This is a genomic window from Companilactobacillus sp. FL22-1 (assembly GCF_043951805.1).
Taxonomy (GTDB): domain Bacteria; phylum Bacillota; class Bacilli; order Lactobacillales; family Lactobacillaceae; genus Companilactobacillus.
The window spans coordinates 39,941-58,325 of record NZ_JBINJY010000013.1 but is presented as its reverse complement, the minus strand read 5'-3'; the positions used below and the strand labels follow the sequence as shown (position 1 = coordinate 58,325).

The following is an 18,385-nucleotide window of genomic DNA, read 5'->3' as shown; positions in this document are numbered from 1 at the left end:
TTACCAACGGCAAAAGCAAGAACGTGGACTGAAAGAAACCGAGTGGGAAATGACGAAAAAGCAGCGGCAACACCAAACCCGGAACCGGCATGAAGATGGGGGCATGCACTTGTAATCACAAAATTAGCGACTGGTTAATTGGGGTATTGTACGCGGATTACCGGCAGCCAAAAAAGGACCGCCAGGGAGCAAAACAAACCTATCAAGATGAAAACCTACTAAATCGGCAATTTAAGCAAGAAAAGCCGAATCAGGTTTGGGTAACAGATACAACAGAACCGACTTACGGGACCGCTAATAAAGTCCGTCTACACGCCATCTTAGGTCTATATGGACAAAGGCCAGCAGCATGGTTAATCTCACCAACGAAGACCAGTGAAGCCGCAATCAAAGTCTTTAACCAAGCCGCTAAGGCTAGTGGAACCACTCCAGAAATGATCCATACGGATCGTGGAGCGGCATATACGTCCACCAATTACAACGAAGCTCTCCGTCAGGAGAAGGTAAGGCATAGCCTATCGGCGCCTGGGACACCAGCGGATAACGCCGTAATGGAACACTGGTAGGAAGATTTTAAAAGCATCTGGCTCGAGCATCGTCCAAAGGCGCAAACTCTAGCAGAGTTACAGGAACAGGTTCGTGCTGGAATAATGTACTTCACGAATCAGTTCATTTCCGCTAAAAGAAATGACCAAACCGTGGCGGAATATTACCACGATTTGGTCGGATAAGAAAAATTGTGTTTTCGTTTTTATAAGTGTCAACTTGACAGGGGATAGTACCCTATGAGTCTTTTCTATTTGACTAATTTGTTGCACTTGAATTGTAAATCCGTCATCAAAAAGGGCCTAGTACTTTTGGAATGGAAATACTTTCCAACACCAAAAATTCTAGACCCAGAGCGCCTGAGTAACCTCATCAAGACCTACAGGTCGTGCGGTGAGCCAATGGACATCGCCATTGCCACACTGAGGAAAAACCTCAGAGGCGTTTTGAATGCTTCTCAAACCAAGCTTTCAAATGGCCCACTAGAAGGCATTAACCGTAAGATCAAAGCGCTAAATCGCAGCTGTTATGGATTTGCCAATCAAGAGCGCATGTTTGAACGGATCTACCAACTGATTGCCTAGAAAAGTCAGTGTACGACACCCCGGGGAGGAGTGTGCCCAAAAACAGGGCTACAGAGCATAATTGCGGCCATCTGACTTCTCAAACGGAGTTTTTCGGTTCAATAACAAAAAGCCCACTCCGAAGAGTGGACCTTTCAAAAGATAAAAACTATTAATCAACACCATTTGACACAGAGCCAGAATAATAATATTCTTCAGGGCCCTCTTTAAATAATCTATATTCACTACAGATATATTTATTTAATGGTTAATCATTACGACGTTTCTTGATACCAAGAAAACCGAGTGAACTTCCAAACATTGCCAACAAAATACCAATAAATGACATTGTTTGACTTTGACTATTGTTTTCACCAGTTTGAGGTAATTCTGGTGAATTAACAGCACCGTTGTTAACTTTAGATCCTGTATTAGTCGACGTATTGATTACTCCATTGTTAGTAGCGTTACTTGGCTGGGAAGGATTCCATGGTTGGTTAGAACTGGGATTTCCTGTGTCCGTACCATTACCTGGCTTCCCCGGTTGATTGGGCCCAGTGCCACCATTGTTATCTGTTGCGGGGTTCTTCGTGTAAACATAGGTAACAGTCTGATCCTGATCCGTAAAGATTCCCGTAGGGTTCCCTTGGACTTCTTTGAAGGTGTAGCCTGGTACATCCTTTTGGGTCGTTGAATATGGATCGCCTACATTACCAGAAGCAATAACGTCGTCAGCAATTGGATTGCCGTTTTCATCAACATACTTAGCTGTGACGTTACCGCCAGCAACTGGAGTCTTGGTATAGGTAACCGTGAATGCTAAGTCCTTTGAGTCCCCGTTAACTGTTTGCTTGTCAATTTGCGCCTTGTCAGCGGTATAACCCTTTAATTCAGGACTTGTGACTGCGTCAAAGCTTTGATCTGCTGACCAAGGACCATACGTCTTTTCCCCAGTTACTGCGTCAGTTGAGACTGAACGTGTGAAGTCGACAGAAGCAGTGTGATCAGCAGGAGTTTGATTACCAGCGCCTTGATAATGAATGGTCTCATTAACTGTCTTCTTATCTGTCGTAATCGTTGGAGCATTCTTGGTATAGGTAACCGTGAATGCTAAGTCCTTTGAGTCCCCGTTAACTGTTTGCTTGTCAATTTGCGCCTTGTCAGCGGTATAACCCTTTACTTTAGAACCCGTCTAGTATCTTTTAAGAACTATCTTCAGGAAGGCCAATACAACCATTTGAAGACTGCTGTTAAGGGCGCGTTCACAGTTTTTCCAAAGTCGCCGACATTTGTCTAGCCAACTCCATGAACGTTCAATGATCCATCGTTGCGGTAACACCGTGAACGTATGCAACTCGTTGCGTTTAGCTACCGTCGTCTTAGCATTCAAAATGAGCTTCACCTGATCCGCAAAGTCATTGCCAGTGTAGCCACCATCAACCATGACATGCTGAACCAGCTCTAAATTTTGGCTAGCCAAACTAAACATAGCCAATGCACCTGAACGATCTGATACATTAGCTCGTGTCACGAGAATGGCTTGTGGTAAACCATTAATATCAACCGCCATATGACGCTTAATCCCTGAAATCTTTTTGCCGCCATCGTAGCCACTATTTTTCGTTAAATCAGTGGTTTTAACACTTTGAGCATCAACAATCACAAACGACGTTCGGGCCGATCGGCCCTGTGCAAAGCGATAGGAAGCAACAGTTTTTTTTAAAGCCTTTCTAATAGCGAATCAGCTGTCGGGTCTGGTTTATCTCGCCACATATCGTAATAGCGGTAGACAGTGTGCCATTCCGAGAAATCGTGCGGTAATTCACGCCATTGACACCCTGTAGTAAGCGAGTAAAGAATGGCATTGAATACGTCATAAAGATCATAACGACGCGGTCTTGTATGCTTGCGGAAGTTTTCTAAATCAGGTTGTATTAACGCAAATTGCGCTCGAGAAATATTGCTTGGATAATCTGGCATGACAAACTCCTCAGTCGGTTTTCCACAATTCTACCAGATTCAGCAGATACTAGACAGGTTCTAATGATCGTTGGCATTTGGGCACTGAAGCCGAGTTGATCGCCGTAGCCAACCTCAGTATCGTTTTGGCCCAAGATCATGTGGACAGGCAATGATTGATCAAGTAACTTGGGCAGCTGAGGTTCAAAGCTAAAGGCGTAATGTCCGCTTGCCTTGATCTGGTTCCAAGCGGCGAGGTTGAATTGCTTGATCCCGGGCAGGATAAGCCGTTGATAGTCAGCCCAGGTCTGGGTTGAGACCTTGACATTCATTTTCAAAAAATCTTGAAAAGCGGGCGTTTCTGGACGAATGGGTTCCAAAATTAGGTGCTTTTGAGCTGCGACAGTCCGCTTACTTTTTTCAGCGATCACGACGGGGGCGGTGAGAAATGCGCCGACAAAATTTTGAGGATGTTTGGCGATCAGACCTAGAGCTAAATAACCGCCGTAGGAGTGGCCGACCAGAATTGCTTTTCTGCCTCCAGCAATAGGGGTGATAAATTTGTGAATCATCGCTAGTACCTGATCAGATGTGGTCAGTTCTGGTGGCATTATCGATTCGCCCATGCCCGGCAGATCGACGTAGACCCGCTGATAAGATGGTGTCGTCGCCTTTTCAAGCGATGGCTCAAAGAAACCACGCATACTTTCGGCGTTCAAGCCTAGTCCATGCAGAAAGATAATGGGTTGGCCTGATCCAAGCGATTCAAAATGTAACCCTGAGAAAAAAGGCATAGCTTAACCTCCCAATTTGAGCAAAACTAATGACGATCACTTTTTGAGCAGCGGATTAACTTTTCGTCGTTTTCTCCGCGGTGCGTTTGATCAATTGGGTGATCTGTTTTTGGTGCGGCCAGCTGTTGTGGGTGTTTTGCAGCAGATAAAAATTACGCAAAAAATGCGGCCCCAGCGGTTTGATTGGGACGTTGGTGATGGCGATCTTGTCAGAGACGAGCGCTTGGCCGATCCCGTCTTGCACCAACTCCTGGAGCATCGCGTTGCTGTTAACGGTCATGATGTGACGCGGCGTGATCGCTTGCTCGCGGAGATATTGATCGGTGTAAAAGCGAATACCGGAACCGGCTTCCCGGGTGATCCATGTCCCAGTGGGTTTGCCGGCTAATGCCAGCTGATCCGGGCACAAGGTGTCGCGGGTCGTACCTTTCAGTGTTAGGGGCTGCTCAACAAAGCCCAAGTCGATCCGCTGGGCTTCCAGTTGCTTGACGACTTTCATCGAATTCAACACTTTGACGTCATATTTCAAATGAGGAAAAGTCTCCCGCAACGCCATCGCGATCTTGGGGAAAAGCACGGTGGCCACACTTTGCGACATCCCGATCCGCAATTCCAGATAGGCTTCTTCTTGAATATTATGAATCGCTTCAGTCGTTTTCTCCCATTGCGCCAGCAGCTTGCCGCTGAACACATACAGCAGGTCAGCGGCGGCAGTCGGAACCGTGGCGCTGCGTTTATTGCGAATAAACAGCTGGGTCTTGAGCGCTTTTTCCAGCTTATCGATGTGGTGTGAAATGGTTGGTTGGCTGACAAACAGCCGCTGGCCCGCCAGCGAAAAACTACGGGTCTCATAAACGGTCATAAAGGTGCGGAATAAATCAAACATGCTGGGCTTATGCTCCTTCTAAATGGTTAGTATAACTAATCTAAATTAAAACACTGAATTTATAATATACAATAAAAGTGTTGAAAGAAAGCTAATCATTTAATCAAAGGAGCGATTTGTTCATGGCTAACGCAAAGAAAAAAGTTTTGATCGTCGGCGACGGGGCGATCGGGTCAAGTTTTGCCTATGCAATGGTTTTGCAAGGCATCGCCCAAGAAGTCGGGATCGTGGATATTTTCAAAGATAAAACCAAAGGGGATGCGATGGACCTTAGCAACGCCTTGCCTTATACCACGCCCACTGACATTCACGCGGCGGATTATGCTGACGCAAAAGACGCGGATGTGGTCGTGATCACAGCTGGTGCACCACAAAAACCGGGCGAGACCCGCTTAGATCTGGTCAGCAAAAATTTAAAGATCATGGCTTCGATCGTTAAGCCGATCGTGGATTCCGGCTTTAACGGGATCTTCGTAGTCGCTGCTAACCCAGTTGACATTTTGACTTATGCTGTGTGGAAATTGTCCGGCTTCCCCCAAAGCCGGGTGCTGGGGACCGGTACATCACTGGATACTGCCCGCCTGCGCCAGTCGCTCGCCGACACCCTGCATGTTGACGCCCGGTCGGTCCATGCTTACATTTTGGGCGAACATGGTGACAGCGAATTTCCAGTGTTCTCGCATGCCACGATCGGTGGGGTGAAGATCACGGAATGGCTGAAGCAGCACCATGATCTGACCGAACAAGATTTAACTGCTATTTTTGTCGGGGTACGGGATGCGGCTTATCAAATTATCGATCTGAAAGGCGCCACATTCTATGGGATCGCCACGGCCCTTGCTCGGATCACCCAGGCCATCTTGAATGATGAAAATGCAATTTTCCCATTGTCCGTCTATCTGAACGGCCAATATGGCCAATCTGACATTTACATCGGCAGTCCGGCTGTGATCAACGCGCAAGGCGTAGCGCACATCTTGGAGATCCCATTATCTGCAGAAGAGCAGCAGGCGATGGATCAATCCGCCAGCCAGCTGAAAAAAGTGCTCGCTGACGCTTTTGTACCGGCAGAAGCGTAGGAGGTTATGATGACGATCAAAGCGATCACTTATGGTAAAGATCCGCTGCAAACTGCTGATTTATATGTGCCGACAACCAGTAATGGGGCTGCCGTCGTGTTTGTGCATGGCGGCGCTTGGCTGCGCGGCGACAAAACAGATGGGCAAAACTTGGCCGAAGTGTTGGCGCAGGCAGGTTATCTGGTTGCCGCCATTAATTATCGGCTGGCACAGGCTGCGCTTTTTCCTGCCGCTCAAAGTGATTTGGAAACCTTCATCACTTGGTTTAAAGCCTCAGATTATCAACAATTACGTTTAGGTCTGTTAGGTGTCAGTGTTGGCGGCACGATGGCGTTGACTGCGGCATTCAAATTTCATTTACCGGTGGTGACTTGGAGTGCTGTTGTGGAAAGTGCCAACTGGATGGCGACCCACCAAAACGTTAAGCCGGCCTTAGACGCGAAAAAAACGCTCGGCCTGGCCAAACCGCGCGCCATCAAGGATGCTTTTTATCGGTACTTTATCGAAAATTACCTTGGCACCGTGACGAGTGACAAGTTACAAGCACTGGACCCGCTGCAGGCGACAGGAGCCGAGCTGCCAGCCGTGATGATGTTTAATTCGACTGACGAGATCGTGCCGCTTGGGGATGCGTTAACGTTTTTGAACCGCTTGACCGCCCGCCAGCCTAACAGCCGCTTGACTGTTTTTTCCGGCGACGGCCATGCCCAAGCCTATGAAGCACGAGCACTGGGGCAAACGTTGGCGTTCTTTGACCAGCAGTTGCAAGGATGATCGTCAGCTATTTGCCGCGCGGCTGTAAGGCGTTTTTCAAAAAGCATGCCGCGGCGACACTGGCGATCAAACAAGCGATCCAAGCACAGTTGCAGCGGCAGGTCGTTACAGGCATGACGAAGGTGAAGCCGGCTTGCAGTGAGCGGTTTGCCGGGGAGCGCGTGTGGGAGTGCCGGGTTAACCAAGCTGATATCGGCAGCGTCCGTCTCGCTTTTATCCAGACCGGTGCCACAGCCACAGTGCTGCTGATCAGTCCCGTGTTGCAGAAAAACCGTTTCACCCAAATCGTGGAACGCTTTATTCGAGGTGCTTAGCATGCGGTTAATGTCATTGAAACAAGCCGAAAAATTGCTCGAAAACGCACTGGCTGCCAAAGCGGATGCCACTGAAATCACAGTTTTTACTTTTAAAAAAGATCGGTTGCTAGGGTTATATCGTCAAGTCGATCAGCTGCGGCTTTTAGAAAACGGGTACGGCAAGTCACAGCAAAGTTTCACGATCGAACAGCGTCACGAATGCCGCCATGCGCTAAAGGCGGCATTGAAAGTGGAATTTCCCCGCAGCCGCCAAGTCTATGTCAATGTACGCAAATGAAGCAGGTCGAATCGCCAGTGTGCGATTTGACCTGCTTTTTTTTTTTTCGGGAACAAGTTAAAAGATAAAGAAAAGATCATGCTTGATGCCATTGATGGAAATTTACTAGTGCCGGAATATCCTGATGATTATTTACAGGAAGTCAAAAAAATTTACTAGGAAAGTATAAATAATAATTTGCAATGATTACAGAAGAGCAAGGAAAAGGGGCTATAATTAACAAATCGCCCCTCAAAATCATTGTTAAAATAGCCCCCAATATCTATAATATAGATATTGGGGGCTATTTTAATTTATTTTTTTATAAGTGCCCCTAAACTATAGTTATTGATTCAAGATTTCATGGGAGCCAGTTGCAACCAATAACAAAATCAATTCATCATGATCTAGCTGATAAATAACAATCCAGTTGTCATAATTTTTACCATAGTTTCCATATCTGGCAGGGTGAAATTCACGATATCCACGCCAATTTCCTTTTAATGCATGATCTTTAATCTGTTTCAAAACAAGTACATCTTGTTCAACAATTGCTTCTAAACAAGGCTTCAAGACAGTTATTGGGAAATGTTTTTTGACTAGTTTTTTTAATTCACGTTCAAAAGATTTGGTCTGTTTAATTTGCATCTAACTTATCGATCCAATCTTCAAAGTCAGTCAATGAACCAATGTTTTTGACCTGCCCTGTTTCTGCTTCTTTTTTAGCGGCTAAGGCTTCCGGAGAATCTAAAAAGCTGACTAATCGAACTTCATTATTGGCCGCTTTAACTAACGATAAGCGTATATACTCAGAAACGGTTAGCCCTTGTTTTGCTAGATTAGCTTTAGCCCGTTCACTAATGTCAGGTGTTACACGAGTTGAAATTGTCTTGTTTTTAATAATAGTATTACTCATTCTAATCCGCCTCCTTTAAGTTTACCATCGTACTACATTATAATATTCGATTTTTAGGTTTTCTGCAACTAAATTAATTTTAAAGTAAAGGAACTAACAGCTTATGCGACAAGTTGTCTTACCCATCAAAGATTCAAACGTTCTTAAAGAGGTTCAAGATACGTTACTCAATAACTTTAAAGCTGGCCGACGTAACTATACGATTTTTCAAGTTGGTAAAGCGACGCTACTGCGAGTGAGTGACGTTATGGGCTTAAAACAGGACGATATTTTTAATCCGGACGGTTCTATTAAACAAAATGCGTTTATTCATGACCGAAAAACTGGTAAACCGAATACCTTGTACCTTAAACCAGTTCAAACAGAGCTTTTATTGTATCGTCAATGGCTGCTCGATCATAAGCTGGATTCTGAATGGCTCTTTCCTTCAATTCAACACCCAGAACGCCATATTACTGAAAAACAGTTCTACAAAATTATGAGTAAGGTTGGCGATCTATTAGGAATTAATTACCTTGGTACCCACACTATGCGCAAAACTGGGGCTTATCGCGTTTATACGCAATCCAATTACAATATTGGCTTAGTCATGCACTTATTAAATCATTCAAGTGAAGCCATGACTTTAGCTTATTTAGGCTTAGACCAAGCCAGTACCGAAACTATGTTAGATCAAATTGATTTTGGTTAGTTTTATTTGGATTTTTAGTTGTTGCCGAAGGCAACTTCTGAGACAGATTTTAAGCACAAAACCTCCACTAATTTTTAGCGGAGTATAAGTGCGCACTAATGGTTGCTTTTCATTCGATTGTGTCGCTTACAAAGCATCTGTAAATTATCTTCTTCAGTACGACCGCCTTCAGACCAAGGTGTAATGTGGTCACCTTCCATTTCAGATAATTGGTACACTTTATCATTGCCTTCTTCAAGACACATTGGGCAGTGGCCTTATTGCTCCTTGTATTTCTTTCGCATCATGTCTTTTGGAAAACCACGTAAATTAAGATACTTTGTGGCTCCTGCTTCATTGGCATTAACGGCTAGCTTGTATTGCCAAATGCCTTTCTTTTTCTTGATTTCATCATCATCAATCAGCTTTTGAATATCCGCATCAATCTTAGATGAATTGTAGTCATTAGAATGGTATTTGTTATACAGAGTTCCCCAATCAAGGCCATTCATTTCTTTGTAGACTTGAGGGAAAGTCATTCGAATCCAGTCCATGATTTTCTGCCAATACTGCCACAATTCATTTGCATCGTCATCTGACTTGTGTTCATCCATATATTCCTCAATAGTAGTATCTTTAGCATCAGCAATCCAAAGCAACGCCTTCTCCAACAATTCTTGCCGATTAGGATCACCCTTTACATAGTGGTCACTCACTTTTGCAGCAACACAGCCTCGCTTACTAAAATGTCTCTTGGCATCTGATAGCCACGGCCCAACGTATGCAATATTACGCAGCTCTTGACTTGTCAATTTCTTTCCAGCAATATTTACCGTTTTAAACCATGATAGCTTTTCGGAATCCGTACCTTTGCACCAGTAAACCATCAATTGATAATTCATCAAACGATCATATAGATCATTTGGTAAAGCATCTACATACATAGTTTGACCGTCCCATTCAATTGGAAACTTATGGTCCAAGAATCGCATAATTGACAATGTACGTTGTTGGCCATCGAGCACTTCATAATGTTCATCATCATCAATTACCCAATACATAACATTTAATGGGAAGCCACGCAAAGCCGTATTAATAACAGCTTTTTCTTCTGGCAGATCATAAACAAAATTTCTTTGATACGGAGGACGTATGTTTAGTTGTCCTTGATATCCGACAACACCAGCTTCATCCATATCTTTATACCCATCAAAAACATTTTTAACGGGCACCTGTTTTAGTTCAATCTCCATTACTTCTCCACCTTCTTAATAAAAATACGCTTGTAAATACGTTTACCATTAATTGTCGCTTGTTTGACGCCTGATTTAGAATTCCAAAGCCCATTCGATAATCCATTTCCTTCGCTTTCAGTGCAACCAATAATTTCAAACTGTTCAGGAGTATATTTAAGCATACCTGTTATTGGAATTCCCATAACACCATCATAATCCAACGGAATTTCAGCAGTTTTGCTTATATTAATAGCATCATAATTATCATATTTAGGATACTCATCAGGATTATACTTTTTATACAAAATCATTGGTTCATGCCGACGAGCATAATCAAGATTTGTATACCACATAACACCAGATACTCTGATTAGTCCTTCTTTATGCTGTGAAGCAGTGGCCACATCTTCATATAGGCTCTTAAAGAATCCAACGTTACCTTTAAATGGCTTCCCAAGCCACATTTTATTATCCTTAATCAATGGAAAAATTTCTTTATAAGTAATTGCATTCTGATTGCCAATAATCAAAAATTGCTTATTATATTCAAACAGCGTTTTCACAAATTCTCTAAATTTTGAGAATGGCGGATTTGTTACTACCACATCTGCTTGCTTCAAATAATTCAAGCATTCATCAGAACGATAATCACCATCGCCCTTTAGTCGTTTGACTATTCCACGTTCATGTAAAAGCGTATTAATATCGTCATCACTAACTCCACGACCATTTGCCATAGGAACACTCGATATATCCAACACATAACCACGATCGCTTTCAACTGGTTCATTGTAATCGTCGAACAATGACATTTGTGTTCCAACTACTGGACTTCCAGCATATGAAGTACATATAAGCCGTTTTAACTTCAAATAGTTAAAGTTGCGAAGAAAGAACTTTGAAAAATTACTTTCAAACGGATCATCGCAATTACATAAAACAGTTTTGCCAGCAAATCCATCTTCAAAATTATTAATTTCTGATTGAATATCATCATAAGAGGTATAAAATTCATCTTTTTTTGCCTTTGCAGCTTTGTTCAATCGTTCATTAGTTGCCATAGCTATCACTCCTCATCTAAACGGCCAAAGTTTAAACTTTTTGGTTTTCTTTTCATCATCATGTTCCGACTTATCTTTTACTTCCGGTGTCTTAACTTCTGGTTCTGGCAAGACTTGTTGATTATGAGTAGTTAAGTCCAACTGTTGGGCCTGATCGGCTAGCCGAATGGCATCTGCAATCTGGTCATTTTTAACCTTTAACTCATTACGTAGCAGCTCATTGGTAGTCTGCAGGTCGCGAACACGAGCCCGAAGCTCATCAATCACATCATCTTTAGTGGCCGGACGGTGTTCAGAACTAGCTTCTTGCTGTTTTTCGCTCTTACGTTGGTAGTAAGACCTGATTTCGTCTAAAACACTGCTATCAAAGTATTTAGAGTTGTTTTTCCCCAGCCTTACCGGTTTTAACTCATTTCTTTTAATATACTTGCTAACAGACGCCACAGTAACATCAGAAATCCTTGCTATGTCTGATATTGTGTAGTCTTTCCTTTTACTTTGTCCCATGCCTTTCTGACCTCTCGCGTTAATTCTACTACATTAGAGGGTTAAATCGTCACCATGATCTTTAGATTTATCAGATTGCGCATTAGATGAATTAGCAGATGGTTGAACAGCCTCTTTTATAACCTCTTTTAGTGAGGTCCTTAGCCCTACTATCCCAGAAGTAAAACGGGGTTAAGCGTAGAGAGATTCGTCATGTTTACCAAGTTTAAAATAAACGGTGATGCTGATTGTCCATATGTTGAGGTAGAAATCTATAAGGATGCTCTCCCATTACTAAATAACCTTGAACGATGGGTACGTTATGCTCTAGCAGAGTTCCGAGGGTTAAAGAGTAGCTATTCGAAAACAAGGTTCCGCTTGCTTAAACAATACCGTACAACGGGATATGCTTATTTCACTGTTGCTGATTTCAATGAATTATTGGATATAACCAAGAGCTATAATCAAGGTACTCTAGAGCAACGCGTCCTTAGTCCCCTTAGAGAAGAGTTAACACCCTTATTCCGTGCATTAACTATCCGTAAAAAATACGGTAAAAGTCGTGGCAAGCCTGTTATTGGCTTTACTTTTACTTGGAAAGCTGAGCCAAAAGATGCTGAAAATATTCACATAAGCAGCAAACAACGATTACAAACTAAACTCTTTAATATTGAGCATAATTCCGAGCTATCAGAACGAGAAAAGTGGAGAGCAATAGATAAAGTTAAAGATGTTCCCCTAGGGACCTCAGAACAAGTAAATATGCAGGAAAAACGAGAATTAAGTGAAACTAAAATACGGCAAGACTTATTGCAAAGGCTTAATAGACATTTATAGATCCAAGAGGAAAACTAATTGGTTTTCCTCTTTTTTTATTTGTTGTCACCAACGGCGACTTCTGATGCAGGTTTTTAATGGGTCTAGCACAACATAGAATAAATTCTATGTGTAAGTGCACATTGACCTCATTTCACTCGGTCTGCTGATAGCTATTAAATCAGGTTTTCCGTTATTGAATTGAATACATTTTTAATTCAATATATGCGTCCAAATCAACTAAATTTGCTATGCTTTAAATACTTAAAAACTATTACAGATTCCGCTATTTCCAATTCGAATTTTTTAATTGTCTTTTACAGAGATTCTTTATAAACTTAGCAACAAAATTTTAATAACTAACTGTAAGAACTGTGTATCTAAACTGAAATCATTATTTTGATGTTAGGAGTAATCAAGATGGACGAAAAGAAAGTATTAACACCAATTGATGAAATGCTTGCTGATCCTTGGCAAGTTGATATTCAAGAATTGTTTGAAGCTTCTGTCAATGAACCTGACGAGATCAAAAGGAATTTGTATGATTCCTTATACACTTATATTTTGCAAAAAAGACAAGAAGATATTATTAATCGTCCTGGCTTCGTTATTTAGCCCTCTAATAGCCTGCTGAGGGCTTTTTATTTTTCCTTTGGTATAAATGTATATAAACATTCTTAAAACCGCTAGAAACGAGAAATAAGGCCCTTAAAAACGAATATAGCAGTTAAAGTCTTGTTAAGATTCAGAAAAACTAACTGTTTGCTGTCAATGGTAGCGGACGAGCAAAGCGTGGGAGCATAAGGAATTGACAGCTCTTAACCAGTCTTAACACTGAATTGGCGAAAGCCAAAGTTTCTATAAAACTTTGCTTTCCTGCCTAACGGCGAGTGAAAAAGCGGTCAAGCTGGCTCAGCTTGGACGGGGTTCGGGGCGTCAGCGCCCGAATGAATGTGGCTTGCCACACCTTTTAGGCAACGAACAAAGTGAGGCGCAAGGAGCATAGCGACTGGAGTTTAATGTGAGCCTGTTTTTTGGCTCACTCCTTTGTGTTTTTGTTTTAGATTTTGCCCTCGTACAGTAGTGCCTCTTTTAAACCTCTTTTATAAACCTCTTTTAAACCTCTTTTAAGGGCATGTTCCACTTTACTCTCCCAAGCGTTTCACAAATGTTTGGGGGTCCAATTGTCTGTTTATGGGGGTCCAATTGTCTGTTTATAGGGGTCCAATTGTCTGTTTATGGGGGTCCAATTGTCTGTTTATGGGGGTCCCGTCTTGAGGCTCCGGCCTTGATATGGTAGCCTCTAATTTAGGAGGTGGTTTTTTGAGCAACGAACTAGTTAAATATGATCCAGAGTTAAATACCATTCCACTTCGAAAATTTACTCCAGTTGAAATGAATTTATTTTTTTCGATTATTTCTCGTATGCGTGATAAGGGAGATCAGACCGTTCGTTTTACTTTTGATCAATTAAAAGAGTTAAGTGCTTATAAACCTACTGCAAATAACCGTTTTGAAGATGACATTCAGAGAACTTATGAAAAAATGATGGGATTACATTTTGGTAGACGAAGTAAAAGTGGCTTAAATCGAGAATTTTTTGTTATGTTTACCGAATTTGAAATTAAAGGCGAAGCTGAAATACCTTACGTTGATATCCGAGTTTATCCTAAAGCCTTACACTTACTAAACGATTTAGAAAGTTGGGTTCGTTATGCGTTGGCAGAGTTTAGAGATTTAAAAAGTAGTTACGCAAAAACAATGTTTCGGTTACTAAAACAATTTAGAACTACTGGGTACGCTTACTTTTCCAAAGCAGATTTTGATGAGTTACTTGATATTCCAAAAACTTATCGGCAAGGCGACATTAACAAAAAAGTGATAAAACCAATCAAAGAAGAACTTACCCCCCTATTTTGTGGGCTAACTGTCCGAAAGAAATACGGTAAAGGGCGAGGAAAGCCTGTTATTGGCTATTCGTTTACCTGGAAACCCGAAAAGAAAGACGCTAACGACTTCTCACAAGGTCAATTTCAAGATGAACGTCAAAAACTCTTTAATATTCAGCATAATGGCGAATTAACAGAACAGGAAAAATGGAGTGCCATTGATAAAGTTAAGGGGTTAACTTTAGGCTCTACTGAAAAGCAAGCATTGGCTGTCAAACAAGCCGAACATGATAAAAAAATAAGAGATCAAGCAAGAAAAGAAGCACTTGCTGAACTCCGAAAGGAGTTTGGAAATCATGCCTAAAACTATTAGAGAACTTGCTGATGAGTTTGGTGTATCAAAACAAGCCATTAGGGAAAAAACTAGATGCAAACTTTAGTTGTTGTTAATTCGGGATATTTGTTGTTAAAGCAACATTCATTGGTGGCAACAACCAGAACCAAATCGATTATAGTTTAGCTTGAAGATTGATACCTAAAGAAAACCAATCGACAACCAAGTTTAAGTTTTGGTTGTCGATTGGTTTTCTTGTCGTTTTTAACTTATAATTTAAGGCGGATTAATTAGGCGGTGAAACTATTGGGCAAGACTATTCGGCAACTTTCAGAAGAATTTAAATTGTCAAAACAAGCTATTAATCAACGTATTAATAGCATTAATGGCTTTCGAAGCAAACACACTTACAAAGTTAAAAACCATCTAGAAATAGACAAGCTGAAAACGGCAAGGACAAAAATATTGATCAGATCTTGCTGAAGCAACTTGATGTTAAAGATCAACAAATTGCAAATTTACAACAAGCCTTAGATCAGCAGCAAAAATTACAGATAGCAACGGTTGCAGAGAACCATCGATTAAAAGAACACGTTCAGAAACTGAGTGGCTTGTTTGAATCTTCTAGTGCTACTCATCAGCAACAATTAAACGACAAGGACGATACCTTGACGAATAGTTCTAATACCAGTCACATCAAGGATAAAAACGACAATCAAAATGAAAATAAAGTTGCTGAATATGGTAATAGACAAAAGAAAACATTTAAGAACAACACCGATAATAGTTGGTGGCATTTTTGGTGACAATCAGTGGCAGCAAGGCTCTGGATCTGTAGAGGAAAAAATATTTGGATTTGTAAACAAAAGGCGTTTATATCAAAATGATTTTAACCAATTGAGTCACGAGCCCAAACCTACTGTTGAATTTTCAGCATTATTTAATTCTTCATGGTGGATATATGGGTTGAAAAATACTATGGAAAATAATGATCTTGAAAAATATCCTAGAAAAAATGAGAAACAATATCAAGATTACTTTGATAACCTAAGAATAGATGGAGTGAAAATATTTTTTTGACAATTATGATTATTGGTGGTTTGGACTTTATTATTAAGAGCTCTATACAGGCATGCTTATTATGGATAGTGGCATTAATAGAGGTTCAGAAGGGCGAGAACAGATTTTATATGGGCATTCGCTGTTCATACAATAATAGCCGTTTCGTTAACAGCGACTAAATTAATCGATTTGTTAAAAATGATATTAATCTGGGATTTAGGTTATCCGATTTGTGAAAAAAGTGGTTGTATTGATCCTTAAAAATTAAATAAAAAGGTAGATTGTAGAATTACTTATTTATGCAAAAAAATATGAGATAAGGATATTGAATTTATCCTCATCTCATATTTTAATTTAATCATTAACCGTTATATTTTGATAATTTGAAAACAACTTTGTCTTTGTTGTGTAATTTCTTTTTGTCAGCTGAAACGTTAACTTGTTTGCCATTAACAGTGAATGTCCAGTAAATTTTCTTCTTGTTATTTTGTTTGTGACCGTCGATAGCTGTGATAAAGCCGCCTTTGTCGTTAACTTTCCAGCCTTTTTTAAGACCATCAGTAACAGTGGCATTCTTTTTCAATGTGATAGTTTTCTTGGCAATCTTCTTTTTGTTCTTCTTCAAAGTGTAAGTAGCTTTGATATTCTCGGAAGCCTTAGCTTGAACGGTTGTTGCAGTTGCTGGAGCGAATACCCCTAGTAACATTAATAATGACAATAAAAATGCTGTAATCTTTTTCATTATTTTCCTCCTCGATTTGTACAACGATTTTCATTATAACAAAGAAAAGGCAGACGAAAATAATAATTTAAAAACCATTCAATTAAATAAATCTACAATTGAATTTTATTTACCTTATGAAGATGTTCAAAACGCGTTAAAGGAAAGTGCGCAGAACCCCTTTATACGTACAAAGGATGAATGGTTAGTGGGTAACAATGAGTGTAAATTAAATAAGGCACAAAAAAGGATGCTTAAGGATAAAGAAATATATAATCATTTCAATTTAGAAAATATTCCCAGTTCCATCAAAACGGAGCTAAACAAGATAGTGCATGACATCGATGACTAATACTTTAACACCAAACAGAAAGGGGCTATGAATATATAGGGTCTATAACTATCAAATAACCCCTCAAAAACATTGAAAGAATAGCCCCCAATATCTACATTATAGATATTGGGGGCTATTTTAATTTATTCTTTTATAAGTGCCCCTAAACTATAGCTATTGATTCAAGATTTCATGGGAGCCAGTTGCAACCAATAACAAAATCAATTCATCATGATCTAGCTGATAAATAACAATCCAGTTGTCATAATTTTTACCATAGTTTCCATATCTGGCAGGGTGAAATTCACGATATCCACGCCAATTTCCTTTTAATGCATGATCTTTAATCTGTTTCAAAACAAGTACATCTTGTTCAACAATTGCTTCTAAACAAGGCTTCAAGACAGTTATTGGGAAATGTTTTTTGACTAGTTTTTTTAATTCACGTTCAAAAGATTTGGTCTGTTTAATTTGCATCTAACTTATCGATCCAATCTTCAAAGTCAGTCAATGAACCAATGTTTTTGACCTGCCCTGTTTCTGCTTCTTTTTTAGCGGCTAAGGCTTCCGGAGAATCTAAAAAGCTGACTAATCGAACTTCATTATTGGCCGCTTTAACTAACGATAAGCGTATATACTCAGAAACGGTTAGCCCTTGTTTTGCTAGATTAGCTTTAGCCCGTTCACTAATGTCAGGTGTTACACGAGTTGAAATTGTCTTGTTTTTAATAATAGTATTACTCATTCTAATCCGCCTCCTTTAAGTTTACCATCGTACTACATTATAATATTCGATTTTTAGGTTTTCTGCAACTAAATTAATTTTAAAGTAAAGGAACTAACAGCTTATGCGACAAGTTGTCTTACCCATCAAAGATTCAAACGTTCTTAAAGAGGTTCAAGATACGTTACTCAATAACTTTAAAGCTGGCCGACGTAACTATACGATTTTTCAAGTTGGTAAAGCGACGCTACTGCGAGTGAGTGACGTTATGGGCTTAAAACAGGACGATATTTTTAATCCGGACGGTTCTATTAAACAAAATGCGTTTATTCATGACCGAAAAACTGGTAAACCGAATACCTTGTACCTTAAACCAGTTCAAACAGAGCTTTTATTGTATCGTCAATGGCTGCTCGATCATAAGCTGGATTCTGAATGGCTCTTTCCTTCAATTCAACACCCAGAACGCCATATTACTGAAAAACAGTTCTACAAAATTATGAGTAAGGTTGGCGATCTATTAGGAATTAATTACCTTGGTACCCACACTATGCGCAAAACTGGGGCTTATCGCGTTTATACGCAATCCAATTACAATATTGGCTTAGTCATGCACTTATTAAATCATTCAAGTGAAGCCATGACTTTAGCTTATTTAGGCTTAGACCAAGCCAGTACCGAAACTATGTTAGATCAAATTGATTTTGGTTAGTTTTATTTGGATTTTTAGTTGTTGCCGAAGGCAACTTCTGAGACAGATTTTAAGCACAAAACCTCCACTAATTTTTAGCGGAGTATAAGTGCGCACTAATGGTTGCTTTTCATTCGATTGTGTCGCTTACAAAGCATCTGTAAATTATCTTCTTCAGTACGACCGCCTTCAGACCAAGGTGTAATGTGGTCACCTTCCATTTCAGATAATTGGTACACTTTATCATTGCCTTCTTCAAGACACATTGGGCA

Annotated in this window: 26 protein-coding genes and 4 pseudogenes; 16 read left to right on the top strand and 14 right to left on the bottom strand. The window is 40.5% G+C overall.

Annotated features, from left to right (window positions below; genetic code table 11):
* From ACG72T_RS11315 to ACG72T_RS11305, 3 pseudogenes are all read left to right on the top strand, one after another.
* A pseudogene (locus tag ACG72T_RS11315) lies at positions 1-115 on the top strand (nicking enzyme TraA protein); the annotation flags it as partial.
* A gap of 22 nt (positions 116-137) precedes the next feature.
* Positions 138-731, top strand: a pseudogene (locus tag ACG72T_RS11310) (transposase); the annotation flags it as partial.
* Between the two features lie 168 nt (positions 732-899).
* Positions 900-1,130, top strand: a pseudogene (locus ACG72T_RS11305) (transposase); the annotation flags it as partial.
* Positions 1,131-1,377: 247 nt separating this feature from the next.
* Here ACG72T_RS11305 and ACG72T_RS11300 read toward each other — a convergent pair.
* From ACG72T_RS11300 to ACG72T_RS11285, 4 genes are all read right to left on the bottom strand, one after another.
* On the bottom strand, positions 1,378-2,184 hold the full coding sequence (locus ACG72T_RS11300) for a MucBP domain-containing protein (protein WP_395266262.1): 807 nt from the start codon (positions 2,182-2,184) through the stop codon (positions 1,378-1,380).
* 117 nt (positions 2,185-2,301) lie between these two features.
* Positions 2,302-3,089 (bottom strand): IS5 family transposase gene (locus tag ACG72T_RS11295; RefSeq protein WP_395266260.1). Its coding sequence is split into 2 segments (ribosomal slippage): positions 2,302-2,834 and positions 2,834-3,089, totalling 789 coding nucleotides; the frame shifts between segments, so codons are not numbered across the junction.
* Positions 3,044-3,862, bottom strand: coding sequence for an alpha/beta fold hydrolase (locus tag ACG72T_RS11290; RefSeq protein WP_395266258.1), 819 nt, complete (start codon positions 3,860-3,862; stop codon positions 3,044-3,046). The genes ACG72T_RS11295 and ACG72T_RS11290 overlap by 46 nt, the downstream gene beginning before the upstream one ends.
* Positions 3,863-3,917: 55 nt before the next feature.
* Positions 3,918-4,748 (bottom strand): LysR family transcriptional regulator, encoded by an 831-nt coding sequence (locus tag ACG72T_RS11285; RefSeq protein ID WP_062913485.1) that lies wholly within the window; start codon positions 4,746-4,748, stop codon positions 3,918-3,920.
* Between the two features lie 122 nt (positions 4,749-4,870).
* On the opposite strand from ACG72T_RS11285, the gene ACG72T_RS11280 reads away from it, so the two are divergent.
* The 4 genes from ACG72T_RS11280 to ACG72T_RS11265 are packed head-to-tail and all read left to right on the top strand — an operon-like array spanning position 4,871 to position 7,195.
* Positions 4,871-5,827, top strand: a complete 957-nt coding sequence (locus ACG72T_RS11280; RefSeq protein WP_062913484.1) for an L-lactate dehydrogenase — start codon at positions 4,871-4,873, stop codon at positions 5,825-5,827.
* Between the two features lie 6 nt (positions 5,828-5,833).
* Positions 5,834-6,601: an alpha/beta hydrolase gene (locus ACG72T_RS11275; RefSeq protein WP_072557574.1), complete on the top strand. Its 768-nt coding sequence runs from the start codon at positions 5,834-5,836 to the stop codon at positions 6,599-6,601.
* Complete coding sequence (locus ACG72T_RS11270; RefSeq protein WP_062913483.1) at positions 6,598-6,915, top strand: hypothetical protein; 318 nt, start codon at positions 6,598-6,600, stop codon at positions 6,913-6,915. Before ACG72T_RS11275 ends, ACG72T_RS11270 begins: the two co-directional genes overlap by 4 nt.
* Complete coding sequence (locus ACG72T_RS11265; protein WP_395266254.1) at positions 6,908-7,195, top strand: hypothetical protein; 288 nt, start codon at positions 6,908-6,910, stop codon at positions 7,193-7,195. The genes ACG72T_RS11270 and ACG72T_RS11265 overlap by 8 nt, the downstream gene beginning before the upstream one ends.
* Positions 7,196-7,519: 324 nt before the next feature.
* On the opposite strand, the gene ACG72T_RS11260 is transcribed toward ACG72T_RS11265, so the two are convergent.
* Both ACG72T_RS11260 and ACG72T_RS11255 read right to left on the bottom strand, forming a co-directional pair.
* On the bottom strand, positions 7,520-7,822 hold the full coding sequence (locus tag ACG72T_RS11260; protein WP_005917927.1) for a type II toxin-antitoxin system YafQ family toxin: 303 nt from the start codon (positions 7,820-7,822) through the stop codon (positions 7,520-7,522).
* Positions 7,812-8,090: a plasmid mobilization protein gene (locus ACG72T_RS11255; RefSeq protein WP_003625288.1), complete on the bottom strand. Its 279-nt coding sequence runs from the start codon at positions 8,088-8,090 to the stop codon at positions 7,812-7,814. Before ACG72T_RS11255 ends, ACG72T_RS11260 begins: the two co-directional genes overlap by 11 nt.
* A gap of 103 nt (positions 8,091-8,193) precedes the next feature.
* Between ACG72T_RS11255 and ACG72T_RS11250 the strand changes: the two genes are divergently transcribed.
* On the top strand, positions 8,194-8,781 hold the full coding sequence (locus ACG72T_RS11250) for a site-specific integrase (RefSeq protein WP_395266253.1): 588 nt from the start codon (positions 8,194-8,196) through the stop codon (positions 8,779-8,781).
* 95 nt (positions 8,782-8,876) lie between these two features.
* On the opposite strand, the gene ACG72T_RS11245 is transcribed toward ACG72T_RS11250, so the two are convergent.
* From ACG72T_RS11245 to ACG72T_RS11230, 4 genes are read right to left on the bottom strand one after another with little or no spacing between them, the layout of a single operon-like run.
* Entirely contained in the window at positions 8,877-9,026 is a 150-nt protein-coding gene (locus ACG72T_RS11245; protein ID WP_395266251.1) for an HNH endonuclease, read from the bottom strand.
* Positions 9,027-9,038: 12 nt separating this feature from the next.
* Positions 9,039-10,013: a DUF262 domain-containing protein gene (locus ACG72T_RS11240; protein ID WP_395266249.1), complete on the bottom strand. Its 975-nt coding sequence runs from the start codon at positions 10,011-10,013 to the stop codon at positions 9,039-9,041.
* Entirely contained in the window at positions 10,013-11,056 is a 1,044-nt protein-coding gene (locus tag ACG72T_RS11235; protein WP_395266247.1) for an adenine-specific methyltransferase EcoRI family protein, read from the bottom strand. The genes ACG72T_RS11240 and ACG72T_RS11235 overlap by 1 nt, the downstream gene beginning before the upstream one ends.
* A gap of 12 nt (positions 11,057-11,068) precedes the next feature.
* The gene (locus tag ACG72T_RS11230) at positions 11,069-11,563 is read right to left on the bottom strand and encodes a MerR family transcriptional regulator (RefSeq protein WP_395266245.1); all 495 of its coding nucleotides are present in this window, start codon (positions 11,561-11,563) and stop codon (positions 11,069-11,071) included.
* Between the two features lie 156 nt (positions 11,564-11,719).
* Here ACG72T_RS11230 and ACG72T_RS11225 point away from each other — a divergent pair.
* The 6 genes and pseudogenes from ACG72T_RS11225 to ACG72T_RS11200 all read left to right on the top strand — a co-directional run.
* A pseudogene (locus tag ACG72T_RS11225) lies at positions 11,720-12,379 on the top strand (replication initiation protein); the annotation flags it as partial.
* Between the two features lie 289 nt (positions 12,380-12,668).
* Positions 12,669-12,761, top strand: a complete 93-nt coding sequence (locus ACG72T_RS11220) for a TRASH domain-containing protein (RefSeq protein WP_395266243.1) — start codon at positions 12,669-12,671, stop codon at positions 12,759-12,761.
* Positions 12,761-12,973, top strand: a complete 213-nt coding sequence (locus ACG72T_RS11215) for a hypothetical protein (protein ID WP_395266241.1) — start codon at positions 12,761-12,763, stop codon at positions 12,971-12,973. The genes ACG72T_RS11220 and ACG72T_RS11215 overlap by 1 nt, the downstream gene beginning before the upstream one ends.
* Before the next feature lie 708 nt (positions 12,974-13,681).
* Positions 13,682-14,611 (top strand): replication initiation protein, encoded by a 930-nt coding sequence (locus ACG72T_RS11210; protein WP_395266239.1) that lies wholly within the window; start codon positions 13,682-13,684, stop codon positions 14,609-14,611.
* A gap of 446 nt (positions 14,612-15,057) precedes the next feature.
* On the top strand, positions 15,058-15,387 hold the full coding sequence (locus ACG72T_RS11205; protein ID WP_395266238.1) for a DUF536 domain-containing protein: 330 nt from the start codon (positions 15,058-15,060) through the stop codon (positions 15,385-15,387).
* Positions 15,323-15,661, top strand: a complete 339-nt coding sequence (locus ACG72T_RS11200) for a hypothetical protein (RefSeq protein WP_288646975.1) — start codon at positions 15,323-15,325, stop codon at positions 15,659-15,661. The genes ACG72T_RS11205 and ACG72T_RS11200 overlap by 65 nt, the downstream gene beginning before the upstream one ends.
* A gap of 343 nt (positions 15,662-16,004) precedes the next feature.
* On the opposite strand, the gene ACG72T_RS11195 is transcribed toward ACG72T_RS11200, so the two are convergent.
* On the bottom strand, positions 16,005-16,385 hold the full coding sequence (locus ACG72T_RS11195; protein WP_125765019.1) for a DUF4430 domain-containing protein: 381 nt from the start codon (positions 16,383-16,385) through the stop codon (positions 16,005-16,007).
* A 16-nt stretch (positions 16,386-16,401) separates the two neighbouring features.
* Here ACG72T_RS11195 and ACG72T_RS11190 point away from each other — a divergent pair, with 16 nt between their 5' ends.
* Complete coding sequence (locus ACG72T_RS11190) at positions 16,402-16,716, top strand: hypothetical protein (protein WP_395266235.1); 315 nt, start codon at positions 16,402-16,404, stop codon at positions 16,714-16,716.
* Between the two features lie 156 nt (positions 16,717-16,872).
* Here the strand turns inward: ACG72T_RS11190 and ACG72T_RS11185 are convergent, their stop codons facing one another.
* Positions 16,873-17,175, bottom strand: coding sequence for a type II toxin-antitoxin system YafQ family toxin (locus tag ACG72T_RS11185; RefSeq protein ID WP_005917927.1), 303 nt, complete (start codon positions 17,173-17,175; stop codon positions 16,873-16,875).
* A complete protein-coding gene (locus ACG72T_RS11180; RefSeq protein WP_003625288.1) occupies positions 17,165-17,443 on the bottom strand; it encodes a plasmid mobilization protein in 279 nt (92 codons plus the stop codon). Before ACG72T_RS11180 ends, ACG72T_RS11185 begins: the two co-directional genes overlap by 11 nt.
* A 103-nt stretch (positions 17,444-17,546) precedes the next feature.
* On the opposite strand from ACG72T_RS11180, the gene ACG72T_RS11175 reads away from it, so the two are divergent.
* Positions 17,547-18,134 carry a site-specific integrase gene (locus tag ACG72T_RS11175; protein WP_395266253.1) on the top strand — a complete coding sequence of 196 codons (588 nt, stop codon included), beginning with the start codon at positions 17,547-17,549 and terminating at the stop codon, positions 18,132-18,134.
* Positions 18,135-18,229: 95 nt separating this feature from the next.
* Here the strand turns inward: ACG72T_RS11175 and ACG72T_RS11170 are convergent, their stop codons facing one another.
* Positions 18,230-18,379, bottom strand: coding sequence for an HNH endonuclease (locus ACG72T_RS11170; RefSeq protein ID WP_395266251.1), 150 nt, complete (start codon positions 18,377-18,379; stop codon positions 18,230-18,232).
* Between the last annotated feature and the right edge of the window lie 6 nt (positions 18,380-18,385).

What these genes read in the sequence shown, in the direction of transcription:
- ACG72T_RS11290 (WP_395266258.1), bottom strand. Translation starts at nt 3,862, where the DNA reads ATGCCTTTTTTCTCAGGGTTACATTTTGAATCGCTTGGATCAGGCCAA.
- ACG72T_RS11285 (WP_062913485.1), bottom strand. Translation starts at nt 4,748, where the DNA reads ATGTTTGATTTATTCCGCACCTTTATGACCGTTTATGAGACCCGTAGT.
- ACG72T_RS11280 (WP_062913484.1), top strand. Translation starts at nt 4,871, where the DNA reads ATGGCTAACGCAAAGAAAAAAGTTTTGATCGTCGGCGACGGGGCGATC.
- ACG72T_RS11275 (WP_072557574.1), top strand. Translation starts at nt 5,834, where the DNA reads ATGATGACGATCAAAGCGATCACTTATGGTAAAGATCCGCTGCAAACT.
- ACG72T_RS11270 (WP_062913483.1), top strand. Translation starts at nt 6,598, where the DNA reads ATGATCGTCAGCTATTTGCCGCGCGGCTGTAAGGCGTTTTTCAAAAAG.
- ACG72T_RS11260 (WP_005917927.1), bottom strand. Translation starts at nt 7,822, where the DNA reads ATGCAAATTAAACAGACCAAATCTTTTGAACGTGAATTAAAAAAACTA.
- ACG72T_RS11255 (WP_003625288.1), bottom strand. Translation starts at nt 8,090, where the DNA reads ATGAGTAATACTATTATTAAAAACAAGACAATTTCAACTCGTGTAACA.
- ACG72T_RS11250 (WP_395266253.1), top strand. Translation starts at nt 8,194, where the DNA reads ATGCGACAAGTTGTCTTACCCATCAAAGATTCAAACGTTCTTAAAGAG.
- ACG72T_RS11245 (WP_395266251.1), bottom strand. Translation starts at nt 9,026, where the DNA reads ATGTGTCTTGAAGAAGGCAATGATAAAGTGTACCAATTATCTGAAATG.
- ACG72T_RS11240 (WP_395266249.1), bottom strand. Translation starts at nt 10,013, where the DNA reads ATGGAGATTGAACTAAAACAGGTGCCCGTTAAAAATGTTTTTGATGGG.
- ACG72T_RS11235 (WP_395266247.1), bottom strand. Translation starts at nt 11,056, where the DNA reads ATGGCAACTAATGAACGATTGAACAAAGCTGCAAAGGCAAAAAAAGAT.
- ACG72T_RS11230 (WP_395266245.1), bottom strand. Translation starts at nt 11,563, where the DNA reads ATGGGACAAAGTAAAAGGAAAGACTACACAATATCAGACATAGCAAGG.
- ACG72T_RS11215 (WP_395266241.1), top strand. Translation starts at nt 12,761, where the DNA reads ATGTTAGGAGTAATCAAGATGGACGAAAAGAAAGTATTAACACCAATT.
- ACG72T_RS11200 (WP_288646975.1), top strand. Translation starts at nt 15,323, where the DNA reads ATGGTAATAGACAAAAGAAAACATTTAAGAACAACACCGATAATAGTT.
- ACG72T_RS11195 (WP_125765019.1), bottom strand. Translation starts at nt 16,385, where the DNA reads ATGAAAAAGATTACAGCATTTTTATTGTCATTATTAATGTTACTAGGG.
- ACG72T_RS11185 (WP_005917927.1), bottom strand. Translation starts at nt 17,175, where the DNA reads ATGCAAATTAAACAGACCAAATCTTTTGAACGTGAATTAAAAAAACTA.
- ACG72T_RS11180 (WP_003625288.1), bottom strand. Translation starts at nt 17,443, where the DNA reads ATGAGTAATACTATTATTAAAAACAAGACAATTTCAACTCGTGTAACA.
- ACG72T_RS11175 (WP_395266253.1), top strand. Translation starts at nt 17,547, where the DNA reads ATGCGACAAGTTGTCTTACCCATCAAAGATTCAAACGTTCTTAAAGAG.
- ACG72T_RS11170 (WP_395266251.1), bottom strand. Translation starts at nt 18,379, where the DNA reads ATGTGTCTTGAAGAAGGCAATGATAAAGTGTACCAATTATCTGAAATG.